Below are 26,085 nucleotides of genomic sequence, written 5' to 3' on the forward strand. Positions count from 1 at the left end.
TATGAACCATTACACCCAGAATATTAAATACAGGCACCAACAATCCGGCTTAGCCGCGGTTGAATTTATCATTTGCCTACCCGTATTGCTGATTATGGCGGTGCTACTCATTGATGTCGGCAGAGCGTTAATCCAATACACAGAAATTAATAAAGCACTACAAAACGGTGCGAGATATGCGGTAGTCAATACCTACGGCACACTTGATTTTACTGCTATTGCCGAAGATAGCGAAATCCAGAATGTCGTCGTCTATGGCAAGGCTTTCCCCACTGATGCCGACAGTAAAGTGATCAAATATTTAGACCCTATTGATGTAGTAGTAACTCAACCTACCGCCGCGACCAAAGAAGTGACGCTTTCTGCCAGTTTCTCCTATGAGCCTTTGTTTACTCGGCTTCCTTTTACTGACACGTCGTTGGAATTTACTTTTGGAGCATCGACCAAAATGAGGACTGCGCCATGAAAAGAGCAGTGAGTAAAGGGGTGACTCAGGTTGAGTTTTTGATGATTGCGCTGGCTGTGCTGTTGGTGATTTTCGCCATCATCGAGTTCGCGTTGTATTTCTTCTCCGCACAGATGACCAACGAGGTGACGCGCAGAGCTGCGAGGTTGGCAACCGTGTGTTATATCGCAGACCGTGATGATATTCCAAGCTTACCTTCTTTGACTAATATCTATCCGCCAGGCTTTGAGCCAGAAGACCTTACGATTAGCTATCTCGACATCAATGGTGATGAAGTTGATGTGTCAGGTTTTTTATCGACCCCGCCAGCGAGTGATAGTGAGTTGAATGATACGTTTGGTCAAATCAAGTTTGTCCGCGCGGAAGCGGATTACACGTTTAGGTTTTTTGTGTTGTCTCTGTTGATTAACGCCGTTGGGACAACTCCAGAGTTTATTACGATTTTGCCCGCGGAAAGTTTGGGTGTAAGAAGGCCAGAGAGTGGCAATGAAGATATTGAAGATTGTTAGGGGAGCTGAATATGTTGAAACCAGTAGAACTAAATATAGATAAATCAGAGATCGAACATAAGTCCCTAAGAACAAACTTAACCGTTTGGGTGGTTTATGCGACGCAAATGTTCAAAAACCATATCGAAACCGAGCTTACAAAGTGCATCAGCATCAGTATCGAATGGCTCGACTTGAGTACGGTGACGATGGAGACGATTGCCAATAAACGTACTCCGGACCTGATTTATATTGAGTCAGGAGATAATTGGGTACAGAAAATCGCCCATGTCTACTCATCAGAGGGCAGCTTACAGCACAACCAAACGTCTTTGGTGGTATTTGGTGATGAACATGACGCGACGTCGTTGAAAATGGCGCTCAAACTGGGGGCCTCCGATTACTTATCACGCAACGCTGAAATCGGTGAGCTTTATCCGTTCTTGCAAGATTTGGCGCATGAAAAAATCGCCACTAAAACACTCGGAGAGCTATCGCTATTCATTAATACCAAAGGTGGTTCCGGTGCAACCACACTCGCTTTGAACACGGCGATTTCATTATCTAGTTACACGGCGGGAAACGTCTTGCTGGTGGATTTGGATATGCAGTTCAACGATGCGGCGGATTACATCAACAGTAAACCCAAATACAGTATCAATGACGTGGTAGATAATCTTAATGACCTAGATGAAATGTCGCTTGATGGTTTAGTTTTTCAGCACGAATCTGGGCTCAATTATCTCGGATTCAGCCAGGATAATATTCAGGACAACTATAAGCGCGCGACGGAAGTTGTAAACCTCATTCCTATTCTTCGCCAGTTCTATTCGCACATTATCATTGATATGTCTCACGGTGTTGAGCACGTATTCCAAAAAGCGGTAACTTCAGATGCATTGGTATATTTGGTTATGCAACAAAACGTTACCTCGATTAAACACGCGGCAAACTATGTGAAGTCGTTGCAACTGGACTATGGTTTAAGTAGTGAACAAATCAAATTAATCGTTAACCGATTCGACAAAAAAGTCTCGATTTCTCTGAAAGATATCGAAGGTACTTTTCCAAATAAAGATATCCATTTAGTGCCCAATGATTTTGCCGTTGCAATGGAGTGTTCAAACTTAGGCACGCCAATTGTTAAAGCGAGAAAGAATACCGCCATCAAGTCAGCATTGATCGATTTATCGCACCTACTCGAAACCCCGAAGGAGCGAGTACAAAAGAGCTGGATTGGTCGATTATTTTCTTAGCAGGGAGTTGCTATGTTTTTTAAAAGAAAGAATGTAGGGAGTGCTTTTCCAAACTCTTCACAAGAAACACAGACAATGCCTGAATCGATGTCTGTCAACTCGCCGAGCGGAGAGAATGTGACTCGCTCTGCTGCTATCGAGTCCAAACTTCAGGCGATCGACGAACAAAGAAAGCAGCTCGAACATGATCTGGCAATTAAGCATTACTATCACAAGAAGTTACTGGATACGCTCGACTTAGGTTTGTTGTCGCATCTAGAAGAAGACCGAGCTAAAGAAGAGCTGCGTGAAGCGGTAACCCAGCTTATTACTGAAGATCAAACTCACCCCCTTAGCTCTGAAGCTAGGAATAGAATGATTCGGCAGATTGAGGACGAGGTGTTTGGCTTAGGTCCGCTTGAACCACTGCTCGCCGACTCAACCGTGTCCGATATTCTGGTTAATGGTCCTAAAAGTATCTATGTGGAGCGTTTTGGTAAGTTGGAAAAAACACCGCACACATTTTTGGATGACCGACATTTGAGAAACATTATCGACCGGATTGTGAGCCAAGTAGGTCGACGCATTGATGAGTCCTCACCGATGGTAGATGCTCGCTTAAAAGACGGCTCACGTTTCAACGCGATTATTCCGCCGTTAGCGATTGATGGTCCGTCTGTATCCATTCGACGTTTCTCTGTTGAACGCCTCAACATGGGCAACCTGCTTGAATTGAACTCGCTATCACCAGAGATGGCCAAGTTCTTAAATGCCGCGGTGATCGGTGAGTTAAATATCCTTATTTCTGGTGGTACGGGCTCGGGTAAAACCACAACGCTGAACATTCTTTCCGGCTTTATTCCGGCCAATCAACGTATCGTCACGATAGAAGACTCGGCTGAGTTGCAAATGCAACAGCCACACGTCGTAAGACTGGAAACTCGACCCGCCAACATTGAGGGCAAAGGTGAGATCTCCCAGCGTGAGTTGGTGAAAAACTCTTTACGTATGCGACCTGACCGTATTGTGGTGGGTGAGGTGCGGGGCAGTGAAGCGGTGGATATGTTGTCTGCGATGAATACTGGTCACGATGGCTCATTGGCGACAATTCACGCCAATACGCCACGCGACGCATTAAGCCGAGTAGAAAACATGTTTTCTATGGCGGGTTGGAATGTATCGACTAAAAACCTGCGCTCGCAGATCGCTTCGGCTATCCACTTGGTCGTGCAAATGGACAGACAAGAAGATGGTAAACGCCGTATGGTCAGCATACAGGAGATCAATGGCATGGAAGGGGAAGTGATCACCATGTCTGAGATCTTCAAGTTCCAGCGTCAAGGGGTCGATCATGACGGCAACGTGTTGGGCGAGTATGTCGCGACTGGGATCGTGCCGAGTTGCCATGACCAGTTGATCAAACGTGGACTAGACCTTCCGTTTGACATATTTAACGAAAAAATTCGTTAGGAGGCTTTATGGACGGCCAACTTCCCCTATTTTTGTTGTTACTTTTTCTTTCGGTATTCTTTATCAGCCAAGCGCTGATCATGCCGTCTGCAGGGAAAAAGGTTAAACATAAACACTTAATTCAACGAATCAAAGACAGCCACAAACACATCGACCAAGAGAGTGTCTCACTACTGCGTGAAAATTCGCTCAGGAACCTGTCATCATTAGAACGTGTTTTGGTGCGATTTACTTTCTTTGAAACATTGAAAAAGAAATTGGAACTTGCTGGGATTGAGGTGACCTTTGGTAAGTTCTTATTGCTGTCTTTTTTTGCAGCTCTTATCACTGTCTTAGTTCTACTTCTACTTGAGCAGCGTTGGTATATCTGTGTGGGGAGCGTCGTGACCATCTTCGTTTGCGAGTACTTTTACATTCAAAAGAAAACCGCCGATCGTTTAATGCGCTTTGAAGAGCAGTTACCTGAGGCGCTCGATATCATTAAACGCGTACTCCAAGCGGGGCAACCTATCAGTCAAGCATTTGGCGAAGTCGGTAAGGAGATGCCTGCGCCTATCGGTCCGGAGTTTAAGAGTACCTTCAGCTTACTTAACTATGGTTACGATATGCGTTTGGCGATTATGCAAATGTCTGAACGTGTACCGACAGTCTCAATGCTGGCCTTTTCTAGTGCCGTGATGTTGCAAAAAGAAACCGGGGGCAACCTGATCGAGAACGTAGAGAAGCTATCTCGAGTATTACGTGCTCGTTTCAAACTGGCGCGGAAAATCAAAACCATCTCTGCGGAATCACGCATGTCGGCTTGGATTTTGGTTCTGGCACCGTTTGGTATGTACATCATCATTGCGTTAATCAAACCCGATTACATTTCGATCCTCCATAACCATCCTACTGGAGTGAAGATGATCATTGGGGGGATGGTGTCTTTATTGCTCGGCACGTTGTGGATACGCAAGATTGTTAACTTCGAGGTGTAGTTATGGACAGTATTGCTAATTGGTTATCCAGCTTTCAGCTAAATCAGGAGATGCTGTTTATTGCGTTCGTGATGATCACCACCGTTCTTTTGGTGATGACCATTGGCTACGTCGTTATCGGCGTTAACTCGCCACTAAAGCGCAAACTCGCGCAGATCACCACGGGGGAAAAAGTCGCGACGCCCGCTAAGAACGCCAAAATGCTCAACACTTTGGAGTCGCTGGCGCCACTGACTTCGTCGAAAAACACCAAAGAGCGTGAATCAGTTAAAACGCTATTAATGCACGCGGGTTACCACCAGAGCAACGCGCTCTCATTGTTCTATTCAATTAAGTCTCTCACCACCATTGTTGGTGTGATGATTGCGCTAGCAATGTATGTCGTATTGCCGGATAACAATAAGCTCTATGTCTACATGGCGGGCTGTATTTTCGGTGGCCTGATCCTGCCCGATATCTTGCTCAAGAGAAAAGTCAAAAAACGCCAAAACGCGATTCGCAACGGGATGGCCGACATGTTGGATTTGCTCGTTGTGTGTACTGAATCAGGCTTAGGCTTTAATGCTGCGCTGCGAAGAGTGGCTGACGAAATGGTGATTTCTCACCCCGATCTTGCCGATGAGTTGGATACGGTGTGCGTGAAGATCCAAGCGGGTAAACCGATGCCCGAAGCGTTGCGCGAGTTCATCTACCGAACTGGACTCGAAGAGTTTATGGGATTAGTGAGCATGCTGAGCCATGCGTCGCGAGTTGGTGGCAGCTTAGTCGATTCGTTACGAGAGTATACCGAAGATTACCGAGATAAAAGACAGCAAGCCGCGGAAGAAATCGCCGCTAAAATACCCGTCAAGATGATGTTTCCTATGGTGCTGTTCATCTGGCCGTGCTTTTTTATTGTCGCAATAGGACCTGCGTTAATCACCTTGTCCGAAGCATTTTCTAAGTAGAAAAATAATAGGGGTTATTATGTGGAAAAGTTACCTACTCATGATATCTGTTCTCGTTGTATCAGGATGTGCTTCAAGTGATAACCAGCAAGCCGAGTTTGATAAAAGTCTCTATTCGGGCAAACCAATTGAAGCGTTAACTAACGACGAGCCGCCGAAGACCGAGGAAGAGGCGATCTCTCGGGGTGATGCTGCACTGACCAACAATAATGTCGATTTGGCCTTATACGAGTACCTGCGTTCGATGACTTTTTCGGATGCCAAGCATAAAGACAAAACCTTGTATACCGTCGGACGAATTCATTTGGCGAAAAATGACTATCAGCTTGCGGATCGTGCCTTCCGAGCCGCACTGGAACAGAATCCCAATCATACCGGTTCTTTAGAAGAGCTCGGTAAACTCAACACTAAACAAGGTCGAAGCGACATTGGCGAAAGCTACTATTTACGCGCAATGAATGCAGATCAAATTCGTCTTGGCGGTACGCCGAATATGAAGAGCAACAATATCAACGCAGAAAACGTGCAGAATCTACTGTTTGACGAGAACTCTCCAATCCATGCCTACATAGGGTTAGGGGTGTTATTGGACATTGAGGGACAACACCAACTGGCGCAAACCTTGTTGAATCGAGCGTTGGATATCAAAACCTTCGATGTCAACGCGCTCATCAGTATTGGTTACTCGTATTACATGTCTGAAGACTACGAGCGCGCTCGTTACTACACGAACTTGGCTTTGAAGCAGAAGCCTAATGATGAAAAAGCGATCAACAATCTGGCTTTGATCGCGATTGCGTACGGTGAGCCACGACAAGCACTGAGCATTTTCAATCGCCATATGACAGAGCCTGAAGCACTCAATAGCGTGGGTTACTTTCTTATCTTAAAAGGAGAGCCGGATGAGGCCATTCCTTACTTACAACAAGCGATCAACAAGAGTCCTGCTTATTACGCGAAAGCGAATGAAAACCTAGAAAGGGCATTAGAAATGATCAGAAAAGAGCGTGATACCTCTAAAGTGACCTTGTAAGCCAACGTAATAAACTCAAATCCCCATCTAGCTAGGAGCTGGTGGGGATTTTACTTTATACGGGACTGCCTAGAACGTTCTGCACAAATATAAGCTGCGGCAATACACAACACCAATAGTGGTGGTGAGTAAAACAAAGTACCAGATACCAGCCCATGAATAATCAATGATACTACACTGGCTAAGCAGAATAGGTTAATGCCATTGCACTCTCGCAATGTATTGGCTAAGCCGAGGTAGCAGAGATACGCCAGCCCAGCCAGTGCCATAGCCAGTCCAACAACGCCGTACTCCACCAGAAACTGAAGGATGAAGTTATGTGGATGACGATATTTGGCTTTAGCTTCAAAAAAATACGATTCAGTACCATGGCCCAGAACTGGTCTATCCTGAATCAACGCCCAACTTTTCTTCCATAACTCAATTCTTCCTGAGGATAGAGAATTTAAGCTCATCTCTTGAGCATCACTGTATACCCAACGGTTAAGTCCATTCCATGAATAGATATTCAAAGGAGCTGACACAAACAGTGATAATGCAAGGATAGAGAATAACAATATGACTCGTTGGCGTACTAAGCGATAGGTACGTTTAAGTATACCTATCGCCAATAGCAACGTTATAGCGTAGGAAAGCAGTGCTCCTCGTCCACCTAGCCAAACCAAGGTGGCAAACGTGATGCCTGTCAGGACTATCAAGCTGAGTTGGCGCTTTTCAGTGAGTAACTTAACGGATGAATAGAGGCATCCCAACATGATGATATGGCCAAAGTGTCGGATGTTGCTCGAAACGACTAATCGATGCTCACCGTTATCGTAGTCAACACCAGACAGGTTGAGATTAGCGTCGATAAACACCAATCCAACGGCAAACACACAGGAATAGGCCAATGGAGAGAAATCTGGTACGTAGTGAGTGCGAGTTATATAGCGGAAGACAAAATAAAAGAAAAACAGATGGCTGATATTGGTGAGTTGTCTGAGTAAGGAAAACACAACTTTGAATTCGGTGTGGTAGCGATAGATAAACATCGCGCTCGACACAGACAACAACAAGCCGACGACAACTAACAGCCGGAATTTGTCATCATATTTATAGCTGTGTTGAAGAGGGCCACTAGCGATAAGCCAGACAACCGATAGCTCCAAGAGCATAACGATCACACTGCCAAAAATGGGGTTGTAGAAGTGATAAAAGGCGGAGCAGAGCAAAAGGAGATAGATTCGCTTTTCAATCGAATCGACAGTGTGAATATCGCTAAAGGTTCTTTCCATGCTAACCACTCGTCTAGGCTATCTTTAAAGGATAGCCTAGCGGTGTTTAAGTGATTGCTTTGTTAGCAATTAAGCGAAAAAAGTGAGAGTTCAATAACACTGGAGGGAGGTTATAAACTACCGACCACCAAGCCACTTACCACAAAGAAGCCGATCATCCATAGAATGGATAGGTTGAGTTTTTTGTGTAGATAAACTCCGGCAATGATTAGCGCGATGTCGGTAGGAGAAGCCACCGCGCTGCTAAATACCGGTTGATAAAGCGCAGCAAGCAGCAGACCAACGACAGACGCGTTAACGCCACTGATTGCACCCGATACGCGTGGTTTAGCCGCAAGTGATTGCCAGTTTTTCAATACGCCAAGCAGCAATAGGAAGCCAGGTAGAAAAACGGCGATAGTCGCGACTAATGCACCGAGCACTGGCATATCTGACATCTCATAACCGATAAAGGTAGCAAAGGTGAACATCGGTCCCGGAACTGCCTGAGCTGCGGCATAGCCAGTTAAGAAAGCGTCTTGGCTTAACTGGTCTCCAACGATGTTTTGCAGTAATGGCAGAACGACGTGACCACCACCAAAGACTAAGCTACCTGCTTGGAAAAAGTCACTAAACAGGCCGAGTATTGGCGTGACATGCGTAAACATTGGCAACGCAAACAACAGCAGCGCAAATACTGCTAACGGGGCAATACTTGGTTTAAACGGCGTATTGTCACTTTGAGTTGAGCTCTTAAGCGTTTGCGTGCCGATCAGTCCTGCGGCTAACAAGACGAGCATCTGTGTAGCGATACCGGGGGCGACAAGTAAAGCGATAGCGGTGGCAACACACAGTCCAGCGGTCAACTTATCACGGCAGAAGTTTTTATACATTCCCCAAGTAGCATCAGCGACAACCACGACCGCAAGTAATTTGAGCCCATGAACAATGTTTTGGAATACGCTGGTGTCGGTAATATGGCTACTGGCGGCAGCCAACGCCAACATAATCAAGACGGAAGGTAGCGTGAAGCCCAAAAACGCGGCACATGCACCTGCCAAACCGCCACGTTTGTAGCCCAAAGCGAAGCCGACCTGACTCGATCCCGGGCCTGGTAAAAATTGGCTAAGCGCGACTATTTGCGCGTACTCACTGTCATCCAGCCATTTTAGTTTCTCAACAAACGTCTGACGAAAGTAACCAATATGGGCAGCTGGCCCGCCAAAGCTAATCCAGCCAAGCCAGAAAAATGTCTTAAAAATCGAAAACACGGCGTACTACTCTTATCAATCAATATGAGCACAATGTACGTAAAAACTCTAAATGACTCAAATTGATAAATTCGATAGTATTTATGAATGAAATAGGATGAGAGTGTGTAATGAAAGAGTTCAACTGGAAAGGTATCGATTTAAACCTGCTGGTGGCATTTCAAGCATTGTATCGCGCCAAGAGCGTCAGTTTGGCTGCTGAGCAGTGTTACGTGAGCCAGTCAGCAATGAGCCACACTCTGCAACGAATGCGTACTTTGTTTGAAGATCCATTGTTTGAACGCGTCGGTAGCAAAATGGAGCCGACTCAACGTGCACACGAGATAGCCCCTGTCATCGATCAATTACTCGGTAGCATCAAAAATGACTTGTTGAGTAAAAAGCACTTTTCTCCAGACAACTACACGGGTGTGTGGCGAATTGGTCTGACCGACTACGCCGAGCAGCTGTTCGCTCCCCATTTGTATGATGCGATTAAACAACGTTCTCCCCAGTCTCAGGTCAGCTTCTATAACGTTAACCGCAGCAACTACCTCGAAATTGCCGACAAAGAAAAGCTGGATGTAATTATCGGTAGTATCGAAAATCTGAACCGCCGCTTTCTTTGTGAGCATCTATATACCGAGCAGCACTTATGTCTGTTTGACCCACAGAGTGTGTCGCTTGATTCACCGCTGACGCTCGAACGCTTTGTCCAGATTGAACACGCGTTGGTCAGCCCAGATGGCAGTTTGCAAACTCAGGTTGATAAACTGCTTGCGAAAAGAGGGTTAGAGCGCAGGGTCGGTGTTGCGTCGCGGCACTTCCTGACAGTAAGACGACTACTGATTGGCCGTGAGTTGGTGTGTATTGTGCCAAAGCGCTTTGCTGAAATGGAAATGTACAATCACACACTCGCCGCTGTTGCACCGCCGGTAGAAGTGCCTGATTTTGATATTCGATTACTGTTTCTAAAAGCAAACCAGTATGAAGAAAATAATATCTGGATCAGAAAACTAGTGGTTCAAATCGTCAAATAGAAACGAGCAAGGCAAGGTTCGATGAACTAGGAATTGAACCCAGTTCATCTTGGTACATGAGGACAGTTAAGCGCGAGCTGAGCTCAACAGTGCGTCAATTTGCTCATGATGCTCAGGTGTCACACCGGCAAGGTTGCCATATTTTGGGGCATGGCGATCATTTTCTAGAGGGAAATGCCAGCCGAAAGTATGTTCAACGAACTGTTTAGCAAACTGTTCGGAGATCTCTAGGCAACCCGCCAAAACCGTATCAACGTAGGTCTGCACGATTGGGCTTAAATGACATGGTGGTTCTGGGCTATTTTTAATGTACACCCAGACTTGAGCGTTTTTCTCTAGCTCATGCTCACAGTCGATTTGCAGCGCTGGAATCAATACTCGATGGTAGCCGCGTTCGCGAATATCAAACTCTGCCAGCTCAGCATCATCGACTTGCAATAGCACGCCATTGACTAAGCCTTCACCTTTATCGACGACCAACGGTGAAATCGTGTAGCTACTGTCTATTTTCCCCCAGTAGCGCTTAAAACCTGTCACTATGGTCGGGATTGCGGTCGAGGTTTGTCCGGTTAGTTGTCGTGACGCCGAATTCATTAAACTGCCATAACCAAATATATACGTCGTCATTATTCTCTCCTTTGCGCTGACATTTCTAAGCTACCTATTTCGACAGCAAAAGAGAAGTAGTAATTGATTTACTCTTTTGTGTCAATTTGACTTCTTTTGTTGAGTCTAAATGACTCTTTTTATTGTCGGTTAAGAGTAATATTAGCCTGAAAAATAAAGGATTAATAACTTGGAGTGAATTTTGCAGTTACCTATGCAGTATATCTTTCGTTAGGGGGCATAGAGTGCTCAATATTACCGATAAAAAAGCCGAAGAAGCGATTCCACCTCTACTACGTTTAGGGTTTCGTCCATTCTTCTTATTTGGGGCGATTTACGCCATTATCGCGATTGGCTTGTGGGTTTGGATGTTCCAAACGGGGCAGCCTAGCATACTGAAAGTTCCAGCACTCTGGTGGCATGTGCACGAAATGTTGTTTGGTTTTGCAATGGCGATTGTGGTTGGCTTTGTGCTAACTGCGGTACAAAACTGGACGGGGATAAACGGTACTAAACAAACGCGTTTGGCGATACTAGCGCTGTTGTGGCTGCTGCCTCGGGTGTTATTTTGGACGCCAACACCCTTGTGGTTGATATCGAGCATCGAAGCCTTGTTTATGGCTTTTGCTGCGTTTGAAGTTGGTCTTCGCGTCGTCAAAGCTAAAGGCTGGCGCAACCTGTTCTTTGTGCCGCTATTTGGGTTGGCGATTGTCGCTAACTTTGCCAGCTACGCCACGATTAAAGGGATGCCGCCGTTTCCTGCGTCAGCAGTTTGGCAAGCGATGCTTTGGTGGTTTACCTTGCTGTTGTCGGTAATGGGCAGCCGCGTGATCCCATTCTTCACCGCACGCCGCTTTAATTTTGATAAAGCTCAGCCCTCGGTACTATTGGACTGGCTTGCAAACCTACCGCTGGTGGGATTGTTTGTATTGAGTTTTTTCCCGATGACGTTTGCTCAGTTGGGGCAACCACTAATGATCATCTCTGGTCTTGCTCATTTGGTTCGCCAATTACGCTGGCAACCTTGGCGCACCTTGAGTGAGCCGTTAGTTTGGTCATTGCACGCCGCTTATTTGTGTATTCCGGTTAGTTTGTTGCTGCGCGGATTGCTGCAAAGTCCTTTTGCGAGTCACAATATGATTCACCTGTTTGCGATTGGCGCATTAGGCGGGTTGATTCTGGCGATGGTTACGCGTGTGACCATGGGGCATACAGGACGAGCCATATACCAAGGTCCGAATATGGCTGTCGCCTTTGCGGCAATTATACTGGCGGCGCTTGTGCGTGCGGTTGGAGTAGCGTTTATGCCAGAGCAGATGATGATGTGGGTCAACCTTAGTGCTGGACTATGGATTGTTGCCTTTGGCATGTATTTGTGGCGCTTAGGTTTTATGTTACTGACGCCGAGAGCCGACGGACACCCTGGTTAAGCCTATTGAACCGATAAAAAAATCCCTCGCTAGACGAGGGATTTTTACCATTTTGGGTTAGCTCACTTTAGATAGGCTCACCACCTTTTTCTGGGAGTGCTTTGCTTCGATGTATTCAGCAACCTTAGCTTGAGCTTGCGCGTCTAAGTAGAGGCCAAGCTTGGTACGGCGCCACAATAAGTCTTCGGCGTTTTTGACGTACTCGTGTCCAATCAAGTAATCCAGCTCGCGTTGGTAAATACCGTCTGCAAACTTTTCGCCCATGTCTTGTTCACCAGCGATATTCGCCAATAATTTATGAGTGTAAGTACCAAACTGACGCACATAACGCATCGCAAGCTTATCCGTTAACCACGGATGTTGCTGAGTGAGCGATGTTGCCAACTGGTCACGGCTACAACTGAAGTTACCACCCGGCAGCACTTGGTCTTTTGTCCAAGGTTTCCCCATAGCCGCAAAGAATGGTTCAAGTTTCTTCATCGCCGCTTCACCTAGCTTGCGGTAGGTCGTGAGTTTGCCACCAAAGATCGATAGTAGCGGTGCTTGATCCAACTCTTGTTCGAGCTCGAGCGTGTAATCACGCGTGATCGCTTGTGGTGAGTCTGATTCATCATCACACAATGGACGCACGCCACTGTAAGTCCACACAACGTCATCCGCAGAAATTTGTTTCACAAAGTGTTGATTGACGATATCAACCAAGTATTCGATTTCATCTTCTTCGATCGCCACTTTACGCGGATCGCCTTTGTATTCAACGTCTGTGGTACCGATGATCGAAAAGTCATCCATATACGGGATCACAAACACAATGCGATTGTCTTTGTTCTGCAGGATGTACGCTTGTTCTTCGTCGTGTACTTTAGGCACCACGATGTGAGAGCCTTTGATCAAACGAATGTTGCGTGGCGATGGCGTGCTCAGACTATCATCAAAGAACTGTTTTACCCAAGGACCAGCAGCATTGACCAGCGCTTTCGCTTTACGTTCGAATTGTTCACCCGTTAGCTGGTTGCTGATGGTGACTTTCCAAATGCCTTGCTCACGCACTGCTGATTCAACTTTGCAGTAGTTCGCGACTTCCGCGCCGTTTTCTTGCGCAGCCATGATGTTCAATACCACTAAACGAGCATCATCCACCCAGCAATCCGAGTACTCGAAGCCGACTTTCATCTCTTCTTTAAGCAGACCAGATTTTGCCAGATTAACCATATGGCTTGATGGTAAAGTAGTACGTTTACCTAAGTTATCGTAGAGGAACAGACCGCAACGAATCATCCAAGCTGGGCGAAGGTAAGGGCGGTGTGGCAGACGAAAACGCATCGGCTGTGCCACGTGTGGTGCTTTCTTGAGGATCACTTCGCGCTCAGCAAGAGCTTCCGAAACCAAACGAAACTCGTAATGTTCAAGATAACGCAAGCCGCCATGGATCAGTTTCGAGCTGGCTGATGAAGTCGCGGAAGCAAAGTCATTAGCTTCGAAAAGAGCAACAGACAAACCACGTCCTGCTGCATCAGCAGCAATACCTGCACCATTGATCCCACCACCGATGACCAGTACATCCAGTACTTTTGAGTCGTTGTTTTGTTTGTTTGTATCCATAGTCACTGACCTAGCTATTTTTGAGCGAACGAACATTTAAGAACATAAAGGAACTGTAACTTAAGTTTCGTTTATGGTCATCTTTTATTTTCGATAATGAGCGTTTATGTGATTTATGCATAAAAAAACCTCTCCATAGGGAGAGGTCAAGCATTTTATTCACTAAACGAACGCGCGTTTTAGATAGGAGAAGCGACTTCCACTGGTATTTGGTGTTCTTTTAAGATGTCTTGGATCTCAGTAGGTGGCGCTTGATCGGTGAACAGAGTATGGATTTGAGTGATATTCCCTAGTTTGACCATCGCGTTACGGCCAAATTTAGAATGGTCAACTGCGAGGAAGACGCTACGGCTGTTTTCGATAATCGCTTGTTTGACGCGCACTTCATGGTAATCAAAGTCGAGCAGTGAGCCGTCATAATCGATACCACTGATCCCGAGAATGCCGAAATCGAGTCGGAACTGTTGAATGAAGTCGAGCGTGGCTTCGCCGACAATGCCGCCGTCGCGATTGCGAACTTCACCACCAGCGAGAATCACCGATATCTCTGGGTTTGGTAATAGAATACTGGCAACGTTGAGGTTGTTGGTCACAACGCGTAGCTGCTTGTGATTTTCACTGAGCGATCTGGCGACGGCTTCTGGCGTGGTACCGATATCGATAAACAAGGTAGCACCGTCAGGGATATGTTTGACCAACTCTTCAGCTATTAAATCTTTCTCGTTAAAGTTCTGTGATTTACGAGTTGAGTACGAAGTGTTTTCGGAGCTTAACGGTACGGTTGCACCACCGTGGTAGCGGCGAATTTGGTTTTTGTCGGCGAGTTCGTTTAGGTCACGGCGGATGGTCTGCGGGCTTACATCAAATCGTTCTACGAGTTCTTCGGTACTGACATAGCCTTGCTTTTTCACCAGTTCGATAATCTGCTGGTGTCTTGGAATTTGTTTCACACATCACTCCCTAGTGTGTACGGAAGATTCAAATGGAATCTTCGAAAATGCTCACTTGCGATATTGTGCGACAATTCATGGGCACAGAGAAGCGGCAATCCACGGGAATCACGGGTCAAACGCAAAAAAGAGCATTCAAGGAATGCTCTTTTGCTCATAATTAACCGAATAGTGCGTCAGTCGTCTAGTTGTTAATCGTCTGAGTCACGCAGCTCGGCCCAAGTCTGTGCACATTTCACTGCGCGCTTCCAGCCTTTGTAGCGGCGAGCGCGTTTTTCTTCATCATGATGAGGAATGAAAGTACGGTCAATTTCAGCCTTGCCTTTCAGTTCATCAATACTGTGCCAGAAGTCGACAGCCAGACCCGCAAGGTAAGCAGCACCCAGTGCGGTTACCTCAGTCACTTTTGGTCGTAATACTTCGGTATCAAGTACGTCAGATTGGAACTGCATCAGGAAATTGTTCGCTACCGCGCCGCCATCTACACGCAGGTTCGCCAGTTTGATCTCTGAATCCGCTTGCATCGCATCTAATACGTCACGAGTTTGGTAAGCAATGCCTTCCAGTGTCGCGCGGATAATGTGGTTTGAGCTCACGCCACGAGTTAAACCAACGATAGTACCGCGAGCATAGGCATCCCAGTAAGGTGCGCCAAGACCGGTGAAAGCTGGAACGACGTAGACGCCGTTTGATGAGTCCACTTTTGTTGCAAAGTACTCAGAGTCTTTTGCGTCCGCTAGCAGTTTCATTTCATCACGTAGCCACTGGATTGACGCGCCACCCATAAATACCGCACCTTCCAGTGCGTACGCAGGCTCACCCGCCGGGCCACACGCTAGTGTGGTCAGTAGGCCGTTACGAGAGGTTACTTTTTCCTGACCTGTGTTCATCAGCAAGAAACAACCCGTGCCGTAGGTGTTTTTCGCTTGGCCCGCTTCGACACACATTTGACCGTAAAGCGCCGCTTGTTGGTCACCAGCAATCCCCGCGATTGGAATACGCGTGCCGCCTTTACCACCAATGTTGGTTTTGCCGTACACTTCCGATGAGCGTCTTACTTCAGGCATCATTGATGCAGGAATATCGAGCTCTTTCAGTAGTTTCTCATCCCAACATAGGTCGTTGATGTTAAACAGCATAGTACGCGATGCGTTGGTGTAGTCGGTTACGTGCACGCGGCCTTGGGTCATCTTCCAAACTAGCCAGGTATCCACGGTACCAAACAACAGTTTGCCTGCTTCTGCGTCTTCGCGTGCACCTTCAACGTTGTCGAGAATCCATTTTACTTTGGTACCAGAGAAGTACGGGTCGAGTACCAGACCCGTGTTCTCACGGACGTAATCTTCTAGCCCGCGCGCTTTTAAATCTTCACAGGTATCGGCGGTACGACGACACTGCCAAACGATAGCGTTGTAAACCGGTTTACCAGTTTCTTTGTTCCAAACAATCGTGGTTTCACGTTGGTTGGTGATACCAATCGCAGCAATCTCATCACTGCTGATGCCTGATTTACCCAGTACTTCAACCAGTGTAGAGCTTTGCGTTGCCCAAATTTCCATTGGGTCGTGTTCAACCCAGCCAGCTTCAGGGTAGATTTGGGTAAATTCACGTTGTGACACGGCGACGATGTTCGCATCATGATCTAAAACGACAGCGCGTGAGCTTGTAGTACCTTGGTCAAGAGCAACAATGTATTTAGGGTCGGTCATGGTCAGATCCTTTTAATCTCGTTCTTTATATTTTAGTTAATTAAGCGCGAACTTCTTTTGTGTCTTCCGCGTCGTCACATTGGTTTGGAATCGTGCAGCCTTGACCTGTGGTTGGTAGGTGAGCCGCAATCGCTTTAGGGTATAACCAGCCGCCAAAGCATGCACCAGCAATCGGTGCCAAAATTGGTACGATAAAGTAAGGAATATCTTTCGCGCCAGTCAGAGCGTAATCCCAACCCGCAAAGTAAGCGAACAACTTAGGACCAAAGTCACGAGCAGGGTTCATAGCAAAACCAGTCAGTGGACCTAAAGAGCCACCGATTACTGCGATAAGAATACCGATCAGCAGTGGGTTCATCGCGCCGCGTGATGCACCGTTGTGCTCATCGCCTAGCGCTAGAATCGCAAACATTAGTACCGCGGTAATCACAAACTCCACCGCAAACGCACCGAAGAATGACAGCGCTGCATTCGGGTAAGTTGAGAAGATCCCCGCAGTTGCTAACGCTTCAGGGCTTGAGCGGAGCATATCATGTGCGACTTCGTATTCCGTAAATAGGTTTGCATACAAGCTGTAGACCAATGCAGCAGAGCAGAAAGCACCTAAAAGTTGAGAAAGAATGTAAGGAATAACTTTCGCTTTATCAAAGCCATGGAATGCTGCAAGCGCGATAGTAACCGCTGGGTTGATATGAGCACCGGACACACCTGCGGTGCAGTAGATCGCGATGGTGACACCAAAGCCCCATACAATACTGATTTCCCATTGCCCGAACTGAGCTCCAGTCAGTACCAGTGCAGCGACACAGCCAACGCCAAAAAATATCAGTAATCCTGTACCGATGAACTCGGCCAGGCACTCTCCGAAAAGAGAGGGTTGTTTATTGTTCATAGTGAGAGTCCTTTTTGTTCCATTTGTGTGCGTTATTAGTAATGGCACATCGCACATTCTGCACATTCAAATTAATTCGAAAACAAACAAACGCAAAAAATGAGCGTTCGAGCATTGTTTTGATAACGAAAAGTGGCTTTTTTGTTAATGCAGTCATCGTTTTTGATCATTTTTCACATGATGAGGAGAGTTGCCTTAGGTCGTACGGTGGCAAGTGTTTTGTTCAAAGAGAGGTTAGGAGGTGTAAATATAACCCTATGTATATATTACATTTTTATAACCTTAAGATATGAAGTCTGTTGCTTGGTTGTGATGTTGGTTACAGGAATGCTGTACGGGCGGAGATTGGTTGACCAATGTGTCTATTAACTGGTCATACCGAATGGAAGTTTATTGAGCAAATATGAAGGTTATGAGTGATAACGCTCATTAAATGAACGTTGTCACTAGTTGATAAGTTGCTGAAATTTATCTTTAAGTTCAGCCAGAGCTTGCTCAACGCAAGGGGTTGGCTTGCTAAGGTGGGTAATCAACGTCATGAAATAGCAATCGATGATCAATGGCGTTTTGGTTTTTAACTCGGGCGTGAGGCAAACGGAATCAAACAATTCTTGGTTGAAGCTTTGATAGTAATCGAGATCCCAGATCACTTCTTTTAGTAGCGCCTTGCTCAGTGCCACATTGGCGAAGTAGAAGCGGTAGTACTCTTCTACTAATGTCATCCCTAGTTCAATATCGCTTACTGCACCGATTGAAGAGAGTACTTTGGCGCTCAATTCTGACAGTTGCGCCAACATGCCTTCACGTAGCATTTCTAATTTTGTCGGAAAATGGCTGAACACGGTGCCATCGGCGACTTCTGCATGGCGAGCGATCTGACGAGTAGTAGTTTCGTCATAGCCTTGCTCTGCGAATAAATGCCAAGCAGAGGATAGAATTCGCGCTCGGGTGATTTGTCGTTTGCTCATCGTTAATCCTGTCAATGATTCGTCGATGATCATACCTATCGATCGTTTATTTGACAAATTGAGCATGCTCAATTATAAAAAAAATGAGCGCGCTCAATTTCTATAATAAAGGTGATGGAGATGAAATATATTGAGAGATTGGCTCAACTGCTGATTTTTTTACCGACGATTTTTTGTTTTTCGTATCTGCTCAGGCCGATACTGAAGGTTATTCTCATTCCTGGTGGGCTGGTTTTATTAGCGTTGATAGGGGGGAAAGAAGTTCGTACGGAAATGGTTCATATGATTAAGGAGCAGCTATGGTTCAACCCGACAAACTCCCGCAACAGAGTCAGTTAACCCCAATTGCGAAACAAAGCGATTTTCATGATGCGTTTACGTTTTTAGTCGCGAAGCAAGGGCAAACTCCGGCACAGGTTTATCACGCCATTTTTGGTCAGTTGCCAATGTTTGTGCAACAGTTGATGTCGGTGCGAAACAAGCTCGTTAAACCGTTGGGTTTTCAGGTGCAAGATATCCAAGTCGTCCCGTCAGCAGAGGCGTTACAAGTCGGCAAGGGAGAAGGGCTGCATCGGGTCGAATACTTGGATGAGCAGGAAATTGTCTGCAGCACGAGCGAGAAGCATATGCGGGTTTGGTTATCTGTGTACAAACGCACGGCTTGCCAATTTACGATAAGTACGATGGTACAAACACATTCGAGCATCGGCAAAGGTTATCTAATGGCGATTATCCCATTCCATAAGTTGGTGGCGGTCGCGAGTATCCGATCAATGCTGAAGCGGCTCGAAACGCAATAAAAAAGCCGAGCGTTATGCTCGGCTTCTTTCTATTCTCGATGATTCAAACTGAATCGATCATTTAGTTGTTGCTGTGTAGCATGCTGTTGAGTTCAACGGCTGTTTTGTTCGCTAGGCACTCGATTTGACCCGTTACTGAGTTGCGACGGAATAGTAGGTCAGAAACACCAGCAAGGTCACGAGCTTTAACGATTTCAACTTCGTTACCATCAGAATCCAGCATACGTACTTTAGAGCCCGCAGTAACGTATAGACCAGACTCAACCGTACAACGGTCACCTAGCGGGAAACCAAGACCTGCGTTAGCACCCAGTAGTGAGTTTTCACCGATAGAAACTACTACTTTACCGCCACCAGAGAGTGTACCCATGATAGACGCGCCGCCACCGATGTCAGAGCCGTTGCCGACCATAACGCCAGCAGAGATACGGCCTTCAACCATGCTCACGCCTGTCGTACCTGCGTTGAAGTTGATGAAGCCTTCGTGCATCACAGTCGTGCCTTCGCCAACATGCGCGCCTAGACGTACGCGAGAAGTATCAGCGATACGAACGCCAGCTGGAACAACGTAGTCGACCATTTTCGGAAATTTGTCGACACAGTCTACAGACAAGGTACGGCCTGCAAGGCGAGCTTCGATTTGACGATCCGCTAGCTCTGGTAGGTCGATAGGGCCTTCGTTTGTCCACGCAATGTTGTGCAGCAGACCGAAGATGCCGTCTAGTACTGTGCCGTGTGGCTGAACTAAACGGTTAGAAATCAATTGTAGTTTTAGGAAGCCTTCAGCAACCGATTGAGGCTGCTCGTCAGTCGCTAGGATAACCAATACAAGAGGCTGTGCTGATTGTGCTGCTTTTTGAGCAAATGCTGCGTTTGCCACATCGCCGTTTGCTTCAAATGCCGCCGCTAGCTCAGCGCTTTGTGCCGCAGAGATCTCGATAGCTTGGTTGCCTTGCTCGTAACCAGCGATTTTTGCTACTGCTTCTACAACAGCATCTGTAGGGTTAAGAACTGGGTTTGGGAAAAACGCTTCGATAATTTTTCCATCACGGTTTTTAGTTGCCGTACCAAAGGCTAGTGAAAAGTAAGCCATGTTGAGTCTCCATGTAGTTTTATCTGTAAAGAGAGCTATTGAGCTTCTCGTCTGTCTTTCATCATAAAGAGTGCTTTTTCGACTTTAAAGAGCCGAACAAGATAAAGTCCGTAAGACGATACGTATTGTCTCTTTGGCGATATTGTGTCTTTTGGGATATATCATCCCGTTTTCAATCGATACCTTGTTTGTAGGGCTGAGATAAAGTCAGTGATGGCTTTATCCATGTCATCAGCAGTTCTAATCGAGGATAGAGGTGAATAAAAAAGCCCGAAGCAGTGCTTCGGGCTTTTATAGGACTTTACTTAGAACTGATTGGCGCTGTGCTTTTATTTAATTAGCTTTATATTGTCCAACCATCACACCCGATGAGCGAGGGTGTGTAAGCAGAATTACTTCTTGCCTAGGTCTGATGCGTGCTCAGATAGGAACGCTGCAACACCTTTTGGAGATGCGTCCATACCTGCTTTACCTTCTTCCCATTGTGCTGGGCAAACTTCACCGTGCTTCTGGTGGAAGTTTAGTGCGTCAACCATGCGTAGCATTTCGTCGATGTTACGACCTAGAGGTAGATCGTTCACTACTTGGTGACGAACTAGACCGTCTTCGTCGATTAGGAAAGAACCACGGAAAGCAACACCTGCTTCTGGGTGCTCAACGTCGTATGCTTTACAGATTTCGTGCTTAACGTCAGCAACTAGTGGGTACTTAACTTGACCGATGCCGCCATCTTCGATAGCAGTGTTACGCCATGCGTTGTGAGAGAACTGAGAATCGATAGAAACACCGATTACTTCAACACCTTTAGCTTGGAAATCAGCTAGACGGTTGTCGAATGCGATTAGCTCAGATGGGCAAACGAAAGTGAAGTCTAGTGGGTAGAAGAAAACAACTGCTTTCTTACCTTTAGTGAACTCTGCAAAGTTGAAGTTATCAACGATTTCGCCGTTACCTAGAACAGCTGCAGCAGTAAAATCTGGGGCTTGACGACCTACTAGTACCATTTTTTTGCTCCTAAAAAGTATGGTTAGTTCCAAACCAAATTGATTGTCATTGGTTTGGTCCGTGTTTGTACGAGACAAACTATAGTACAGATTGTAGTATGGAAAAAAGCGAATTAAATAGATTAAGTTAATCGAAAAAAGCGATAAACGTAAAACTTTTAACTTGGTCAACATCTGTTGTGACTTAGAAAGCAAACTATGAATAAGTGGCCCAGCCTCAAACAGTTACATTACCTTGTGACTTTGCATGAAACCCGTCATTTTAGTGAAGCCGCCGAACGCTGCTTTGTTAGCCAGTCGACCTTAAGTAAAGGCATACAAAACCTAGAGGAACTGATTGGGTGTCCTCTATATGAGAAGAAAGACAAAAAAAGCCCGCTGGTGTTTACCCATGCCGGTGAGATGGTCGTCCTTCAAGGGCGAGAACTGCTAGCAAAAGGGCAAGATTTGGTCGAGCTTGGTCGTCTCTGTCAAGGTGGGGAGATGCAAGGTCAGTTGAAAGTTGGCTGTATCCCAACCATTGCGCCTTTCTTATTGTGCGATTTAGTCCAAGAAGTAAACCAACGTTTCCCACAACTGAACATGCTATTAAGAGAAGACACCACAACGAACTTGCTTGCCGCGCTGCGACAAGGGGAGTTGGATGTGTTGATCTTAGCGTTACCAGTCGATATCGACGGCATGGAAAGCCGCATTGTCGGATCTGACCCGTTTCGTATGATCATCAGCCGCAATCAAGCCGACTCGATCAAAGTGCCGATTCGCTATGCTGATCTACCGGATGAATCCGTGTTCTTACTTGAACGCGAGCATTGCCTGACCGAGCACGCAGTATCGGCGTGCAAACTCACCGATAAAGAGAAGATCAATCCTTTCTCTGCGACCAGTCTACATACCCTGGTACAAATGGTGGCTAATGGTTTGGGGACCACCTTTATTCCGCAAATGGCCATCGACCATGGTCTGATCGAGAACCAAAATTTGGTCGTGGTAGACCCACCAGGCAAGCAAGCACATCGTCATATTGGCTTGGTTTGGCGTCCAAGTTCGTCACGAGTCAGTACTTTTAATCAATTAGCGGATGTCGTGTCAGGACTGCTTTAGCGAATAGTATTAGACCTATTCTGCCCAATACACTTAAAAAGCACACTAGTTTTAGTGTGCTTTTTAGCATTTTATGCTGTTGGTTAACTTTAACTTGTAAAATTTTACAAAGATATTTTGATGAAGATTTCATTAAATTGTGAAATTTCACAGTGTCAATTTTACAGCGACGCAAAATCGACGTGTTTAATACATCCTTAGAAATTCCTGCTTAAGCCATACAAGTAAAGGTCTCTCTTTCTCTCTTCTTAACTCAAACGCTTGTTTGAATTCTTTATACATGTTGAATTTAACTGTAATTAAATTACGTAATTACTTACAGATTGCCCCTCAAAAACAGAGCTTTTGACCTTTCGGAATAAAACTTCGAATTTAACTTTTTGTTTACGTTTGGGGTTTCTAAATACGCCGGTCTGGTATAGCTTAAATGCAAGCTTTTTAAGACTTATGTCTAGATTGCAAAGCGAACCAAGGTTAGCGAAAGTAAAGCCACAGACAGAAGATAAGCCGGAAACGAATTACAATTGAGTTGGATGTTAATTGTTGTTTGATACTTACAAATGTAATCCGGCGTCAATTACTCTAGTAAGGAAAAGATTATGCTTGCTCAAACACCAGATAGAGAAAAAACAACAGAAGCCCAAGAAGGCAAGCTTGAAGTGACGGGTACCCTTTCCCCAGAGCATCAAGCCGTTTTCCCTGTTGAAGCCCAAAACTTTTTGTCTACTCTGTGTGCAAAGTTCGCTGGACGCATTGACAGCTTGTTAGCTGCTCGTGAAGAAAAGCAAGCCGCTATCGATGCGGGCGAACTGCCGGACTTTCTCCAAGATACGCAAGATATCAGAGAAGGTAGCTGGAAGATCCTGGGGATTCCTCAAGACCTTCAAGACCGCCGTGTAGAGATTACCGGTCCTACGGATCGTAAGATGGTAATCAACGCATTGAACGCAAACGTAAAAGTGTTCATGGCGGACTTTGAAGACTCGATGTCCCCAGCTTGGGATAAGGTGCTTGACGGTCAAATTAACCTGCGTGATGCAGTCAATGGTGACATTAGCTACACCAACCCGGTTAACGGCAAGCAATACCAGTTGGAAAATGATCCAGCCGTGCTGATCTGTCGCGTTCGTGGCTTACACCTAAAAGAAAAACACGTAACGTTTAACGGTCAAATTATCCCTGGGGCGCTGTTTGATTTCGCGCTTTACTTCTACAACAACTACAGAGCGTTGTTGAAAAAAGGCAGCGGCCCTTACTTTTATATTCCTAAGTTGCAGTCCTACAAAGAGGCGCAGTGGTGGAGCGACGTGTTCCACTTTACCGAAGACTACTTTGGCTTAGACACTGGCACGATCAAAGCAACCGTGTTGATCGAAACCTTGCCAGCGGTATTCGAGATGGACGAGATTTTGTTCTCTCTGAAAGAGCACATCGTCGGCCTTAACTGCGGCCGTTGGGACTACATCTTCAGTTACATCAAAACTCTTAAAAAACACCCAGACCGCGTTCTTCCGGATCGCCAAGTGGTGACTATGGATAAGCCGTTCCTTAACGCCTACTCGCGACTGCTTATTCGTACTTGTCACAAGCGTGGCGCGTTCGCAATGGGAGGTATGGCCGCCTTTATCCCAGCGAAAGACCCGCAAGAGAACCAAAAGGTACTGGATAAAATTCAGAACGATAAAGCGCTTGAAGCTAATAACGGACACGATGGCACTTGGGTTGCGCACCCGGGCTTGGCAAATACAGCAATGGAAGTATTTGGCAGCGTACTCGGTCAGCGCAGCAATCAATTGGATGTATCTCGCGAAGAAGACGCACCAATCACGGCAAAAGATCTGCTTGAACCTTGCGAAGGTGAAAGAACCGAGCAAGGGATGCGTCACAACATCCGTGTCGCATTGCAATACATCGAAGCTTGGATTTCAGGCAACGGCTGTGTACCTATCTACGGTTTGATGGAAGACGCAGCAACCGCAGAAATCTCTCGCGCTTCAATCTGGCAATGGATTCAGCACGGTAAAGCGCTCGATAACGGCCAAGTGGTGACCAACGAGTTGTTTGAGCAGTACCTCGCTGAAGAGATCAACGTGGTGAAAGCCGAAGTTGGTGAGCAGCGCTACAACTCTGGTCGCTTCGAAGAAGCCGCTGACCTGATGGCAAAACTAACAACCAGTCAAGAGCTGACGAATTTCTTAACCGTTCCGGGTTACGACTACCTGGACTAAAAAGCAAACACACATTTTCACAACCAATAACGTAAACATTCCGCGGCGGAGCAGGAAGTACCGCCAAAGAAAAGGAAAAATCAGCGCCCATTTCTAATAAACAAGAGGCGCTCATCTAAAGAGGGATAGACCAATGACTACATTAACTCGCCGCCAACAAATTGAAGCTCTGGAAAAAGACTGGGCAACAAACCCACGCTGGAAACACGTTAAGCGTCCATACACTGCTGAAGAAGTAGTAGAGCTACGCGGTTCGATTGTTCCTGCAAACACAATTGCACAACGTGGTGCAGACAAGCTGTGGTCACTGGTCAACGGTAGCGCGAAAAAGGGCTACGTTAACTGTCTGGGCGCACTGACGGGTGGACAAGCGGTACAGCAAGCGAAAGCGGGCATTGAAGCGATTTACCTTTCAGGTTGGCAGGTAGCGGCAGATAACAACACTGCTTCAACAATGTACCCAGACCAATCGCTATACCCAGTGGATTCGGTTCCTTCGGTAGTAAAACGCATCAACAACTCGTTCCGTCGTGCAGACCAAATTCAATGGTCTGGTGGTAAGTCACCAGAAGATGAAGGTGGTATTGATTACTTCCTACCAATCGTAGCCGATGCTGAAGCGGGTTTTGGTGGCGTACTAAACGCATACGAACTGATGAAGTCGATGATTGAAGCGGGTGCTGCGGGTGTACACTTTGAAGATCAGCTAGCGTCAGTGAAAAAATGTGGACACATGGGCGGTAAAGTACTGGTTCCGACTCAAGAAGCGGTACAAAAATTGGTAGCAGCTCGCCTTGCAGCAGATGTTTCTGGTACAACAACGCTAGTAATTGCTCGTACCGATGCGAATGCAGCTGACCTACTGACTTCAGATTGTGACCCATACGATAAAGACTTTATTGAAGGTGAGCGTACTCAGGAAGGTTTCTACCGCGTACGTGCTGGCATCGATCAAGCGATTGCTCGTGGCCTAGCTTACGCACCATACGCAGACCTTATCTGGTGTGAAACAGCAACCCCTTGTCTGGAAGAAGCGCGCAAGTTTGCTGAAGCAATCCACGCGGAATACCCAGATCAACTACTCGCGTACAACTGTTCTCCATCGTTCAACTGGGAGAAAAACCTAGACGCTGAAACGATTGCTAAGTTCCAGCAAGAACTTTCAGACATGGGCTACAAGTACCAGTTCATCACTCTAGCGGGCATCCACAACATGTGGTTCAACATGTTCGAGCTAGCGCATGACTACGCGAAAGGTGAAGGTATGCGTCACTACGTTGAGAAAGTACAGCGCCCAGAATTCCAGGCGGCTGAGAAAGGCTACACATTCGTAGCGCACCAGCAAGAGGTAGGTACTGGTTACTTCGATAAGATGACGAATACGATTCAGGGTGGTAACTCTTCAGTAACAGCATTGACTGGTTCAACGGAAGAAGACCAATTCTAATCCCTAGCCTTAGTACCACGTTAGGCGAGTTAAGGAGTGCAGGCCTCTAACTCGCCGCTATTTTGGTATTGGTATTCTGTTTTAGGCATAAGC

The 26,085-nt window shown here is 46.3% G+C and carries 24 protein-coding genes; 14 read left to right on the forward strand and 10 right to left on the reverse strand.

Annotated features, from left to right (window positions below):
* Position 1 precedes the first annotated feature (1 nt).
* The 7 genes from HCZ42_RS07010 to HCZ42_RS07040 all read left to right on the forward strand — a co-directional run bounded on the left by HCZ42_RS07010 (position 2) and on the right by HCZ42_RS07040 (position 6,616).
* Entirely contained in the window at positions 2–466 is a 465-nt protein-coding gene (locus HCZ42_RS07010) for a TadE/TadG family type IV pilus assembly protein (RefSeq protein ID WP_167420020.1), read from the forward strand.
* Positions 463–975, forward strand: coding sequence for a TadE family protein (locus HCZ42_RS07015; RefSeq protein WP_167420021.1), 513 nt, complete (start codon positions 463–465; stop codon positions 973–975). The genes HCZ42_RS07010 and HCZ42_RS07015 overlap by 4 nt, the downstream gene beginning before the upstream one ends.
* A gap of 11 nt (positions 976–986) precedes the next feature.
* Positions 987–2,210 carry an AAA family ATPase gene (locus HCZ42_RS07020; protein WP_167420022.1) on the forward strand — a complete coding sequence of 408 codons (1,224 nt, stop codon included), beginning with the start codon at positions 987–989 and terminating at the stop codon, positions 2,208–2,210.
* An 87-nt stretch (positions 2,211–2,297) separates the two neighbouring features.
* On the forward strand, positions 2,298–3,659 hold the full coding sequence (locus tag HCZ42_RS07025) for a CpaF family protein (protein WP_439848988.1): 1,362 nt from the start codon (positions 2,298–2,300) through the stop codon (positions 3,657–3,659).
* Positions 3,660–3,667: 8 nt separating this feature from the next.
* Positions 3,668–4,636, forward strand: coding sequence for a type II secretion system F family protein (locus tag HCZ42_RS07030; protein ID WP_167420024.1), 969 nt, complete (start codon positions 3,668–3,670; stop codon positions 4,634–4,636).
* A gap of 2 nt (positions 4,637–4,638) precedes the next feature.
* Positions 4,639–5,583, forward strand: a complete 945-nt coding sequence (locus HCZ42_RS07035; protein ID WP_167420025.1) for a type II secretion system F family protein — start codon at positions 4,639–4,641, stop codon at positions 5,581–5,583.
* Between the two features lie 19 nt (positions 5,584–5,602).
* Positions 5,603–6,616 carry a tetratricopeptide repeat protein gene (locus HCZ42_RS07040; protein ID WP_167420026.1) on the forward strand — a complete coding sequence of 338 codons (1,014 nt, stop codon included), beginning with the start codon at positions 5,603–5,605 and terminating at the stop codon, positions 6,614–6,616.
* 50 nt (positions 6,617–6,666) lie between these two features.
* Here HCZ42_RS07040 and HCZ42_RS07045 read toward each other — a convergent pair whose 3' ends face one another.
* Together HCZ42_RS07045 and chrA are read right to left on the reverse strand one after the other, a co-directional pair.
* On the reverse strand, positions 6,667–7,890 hold the full coding sequence (locus HCZ42_RS07045; protein WP_167420027.1) for an O-antigen ligase family protein: 1,224 nt from the start codon (positions 7,888–7,890) through the stop codon (positions 6,667–6,669).
* 110 nt (positions 7,891–8,000) lie between these two features.
* Positions 8,001–9,140: a chromate efflux transporter gene (chrA, locus tag HCZ42_RS07050; RefSeq protein ID WP_167420028.1), complete on the reverse strand. Its 1,140-nt coding sequence runs from the start codon at positions 9,138–9,140 to the stop codon at positions 8,001–8,003.
* 110 nt (positions 9,141–9,250) lie between these two features.
* Between chrA and HCZ42_RS07055 the strand changes: the two genes are divergently transcribed.
* On the forward strand, positions 9,251–10,159 hold the full coding sequence (locus HCZ42_RS07055) for a LysR family transcriptional regulator (RefSeq protein WP_167420029.1): 909 nt from the start codon (positions 9,251–9,253) through the stop codon (positions 10,157–10,159).
* A 66-nt stretch (positions 10,160–10,225) separates the two neighbouring features.
* On the opposite strand, the gene HCZ42_RS07060 is transcribed toward HCZ42_RS07055, so the two are convergent.
* Positions 10,226–10,786 (reverse strand): gamma-glutamylcyclotransferase family protein, encoded by a 561-nt coding sequence (locus tag HCZ42_RS07060; protein ID WP_167420030.1) that lies wholly within the window; start codon positions 10,784–10,786, stop codon positions 10,226–10,228.
* A 224-nt stretch (positions 10,787–11,010) separates the two neighbouring features.
* Here HCZ42_RS07060 and HCZ42_RS07065 point away from each other — a divergent pair, with 224 nt between their 5' ends.
* Positions 11,011–12,195: an NnrS family protein gene (locus HCZ42_RS07065; RefSeq protein WP_167420031.1), complete on the forward strand. Its 1,185-nt coding sequence runs from the start codon at positions 11,011–11,013 to the stop codon at positions 12,193–12,195.
* 57 nt (positions 12,196–12,252) lie between these two features.
* Here the strand turns inward: HCZ42_RS07065 and glpD are convergent, their stop codons facing one another.
* From glpD to HCZ42_RS07090, 5 genes are all read right to left on the reverse strand, one after another.
* Positions 12,253–13,797 (reverse strand): glycerol-3-phosphate dehydrogenase, encoded by a 1,545-nt coding sequence (glpD, locus tag HCZ42_RS07070; RefSeq protein WP_167420032.1) that lies wholly within the window; start codon positions 13,795–13,797, stop codon positions 12,253–12,255.
* Positions 13,798–13,976: 179 nt separating this feature from the next.
* Positions 13,977–14,747, reverse strand: coding sequence for a DeoR/GlpR family transcriptional regulator (locus HCZ42_RS07075; protein WP_167420033.1), 771 nt, complete (start codon positions 14,745–14,747; stop codon positions 13,977–13,979).
* 191 nt (positions 14,748–14,938) lie between these two features.
* Positions 14,939–16,456 carry a glycerol kinase GlpK gene (gene glpK, locus HCZ42_RS07080; protein WP_167420034.1) on the reverse strand — a complete coding sequence of 506 codons (1,518 nt, stop codon included), beginning with the start codon at positions 16,454–16,456 and terminating at the stop codon, positions 14,939–14,941.
* Positions 16,457–16,496: 40 nt separating this feature from the next.
* Positions 16,497–17,348 (reverse strand): MIP/aquaporin family protein, encoded by an 852-nt coding sequence (locus HCZ42_RS07085; RefSeq protein ID WP_167420035.1) that lies wholly within the window; start codon positions 17,346–17,348, stop codon positions 16,497–16,499.
* Positions 17,349–17,794: 446 nt separating this feature from the next.
* The gene (locus HCZ42_RS07090) at positions 17,795–18,316 is read right to left on the reverse strand and encodes a TetR/AcrR family transcriptional regulator (protein WP_167420036.1); all 522 of its coding nucleotides are present in this window, start codon (positions 18,314–18,316) and stop codon (positions 17,795–17,797) included.
* A gap of 120 nt (positions 18,317–18,436) precedes the next feature.
* Between HCZ42_RS07090 and HCZ42_RS07095 the strand changes: the two genes are divergently transcribed.
* Both HCZ42_RS07095 and HCZ42_RS07100 read left to right on the forward strand, forming a co-directional pair.
* On the forward strand, positions 18,437–18,655 hold the full coding sequence (locus tag HCZ42_RS07095) for a hypothetical protein (protein WP_167420037.1): 219 nt from the start codon (positions 18,437–18,439) through the stop codon (positions 18,653–18,655).
* Positions 18,616–19,116, forward strand: coding sequence for a DUF2867 domain-containing protein (locus HCZ42_RS07100; protein ID WP_167420038.1), 501 nt, complete (start codon positions 18,616–18,618; stop codon positions 19,114–19,116). Before HCZ42_RS07095 ends, HCZ42_RS07100 begins: the two co-directional genes overlap by 40 nt.
* 61 nt (positions 19,117–19,177) lie before the next feature.
* On the opposite strand, the gene dapD is transcribed toward HCZ42_RS07100, so the two are convergent.
* Together dapD and HCZ42_RS07110 are read right to left on the reverse strand one after the other, a co-directional pair.
* Positions 19,178–20,209 (reverse strand): 2,3,4,5-tetrahydropyridine-2,6-dicarboxylate N-succinyltransferase, encoded by a 1,032-nt coding sequence (gene dapD, locus HCZ42_RS07105; protein ID WP_167420039.1) that lies wholly within the window; start codon positions 20,207–20,209, stop codon positions 19,178–19,180.
* Between the two features lie 392 nt (positions 20,210–20,601).
* Entirely contained in the window at positions 20,602–21,213 is a 612-nt protein-coding gene (locus HCZ42_RS07110; protein ID WP_053409677.1) for a peroxiredoxin C, read from the reverse strand.
* Positions 21,214–21,411: 198 nt separating this feature from the next.
* Here HCZ42_RS07110 and HCZ42_RS07115 point away from each other — a divergent pair, with 198 nt between their 5' ends.
* The 3 genes from HCZ42_RS07115 to aceA all read left to right on the forward strand — a co-directional run bounded on the left by HCZ42_RS07115 (position 21,412) and on the right by aceA (position 25,992).
* Positions 21,412–22,317, forward strand: coding sequence for a hydrogen peroxide-inducible genes activator (locus HCZ42_RS07115; RefSeq protein WP_053409676.1), 906 nt, complete (start codon positions 21,412–21,414; stop codon positions 22,315–22,317).
* Positions 22,318–22,916: 599 nt separating this feature from the next.
* Complete coding sequence (gene aceB / locus HCZ42_RS07120; RefSeq protein WP_167420040.1) at positions 22,917–24,545, forward strand: malate synthase A; 1,629 nt, start codon at positions 22,917–22,919, stop codon at positions 24,543–24,545.
* Positions 24,546–24,678: 133 nt separating this feature from the next.
* Complete coding sequence (gene aceA, locus HCZ42_RS07125) at positions 24,679–25,992, forward strand: isocitrate lyase (RefSeq protein WP_167420041.1); 1,314 nt, start codon at positions 24,679–24,681, stop codon at positions 25,990–25,992.
* Positions 25,993–26,085 lie beyond the last annotated feature (93 nt).

Origin of the sequence: Vibrio hepatarius (assembly GCF_011806575.1) — a bacterium.
GTDB classification, from domain to species: domain Bacteria; phylum Pseudomonadota; class Gammaproteobacteria; order Enterobacterales; family Vibrionaceae; genus Vibrio; species Vibrio hepatarius_A.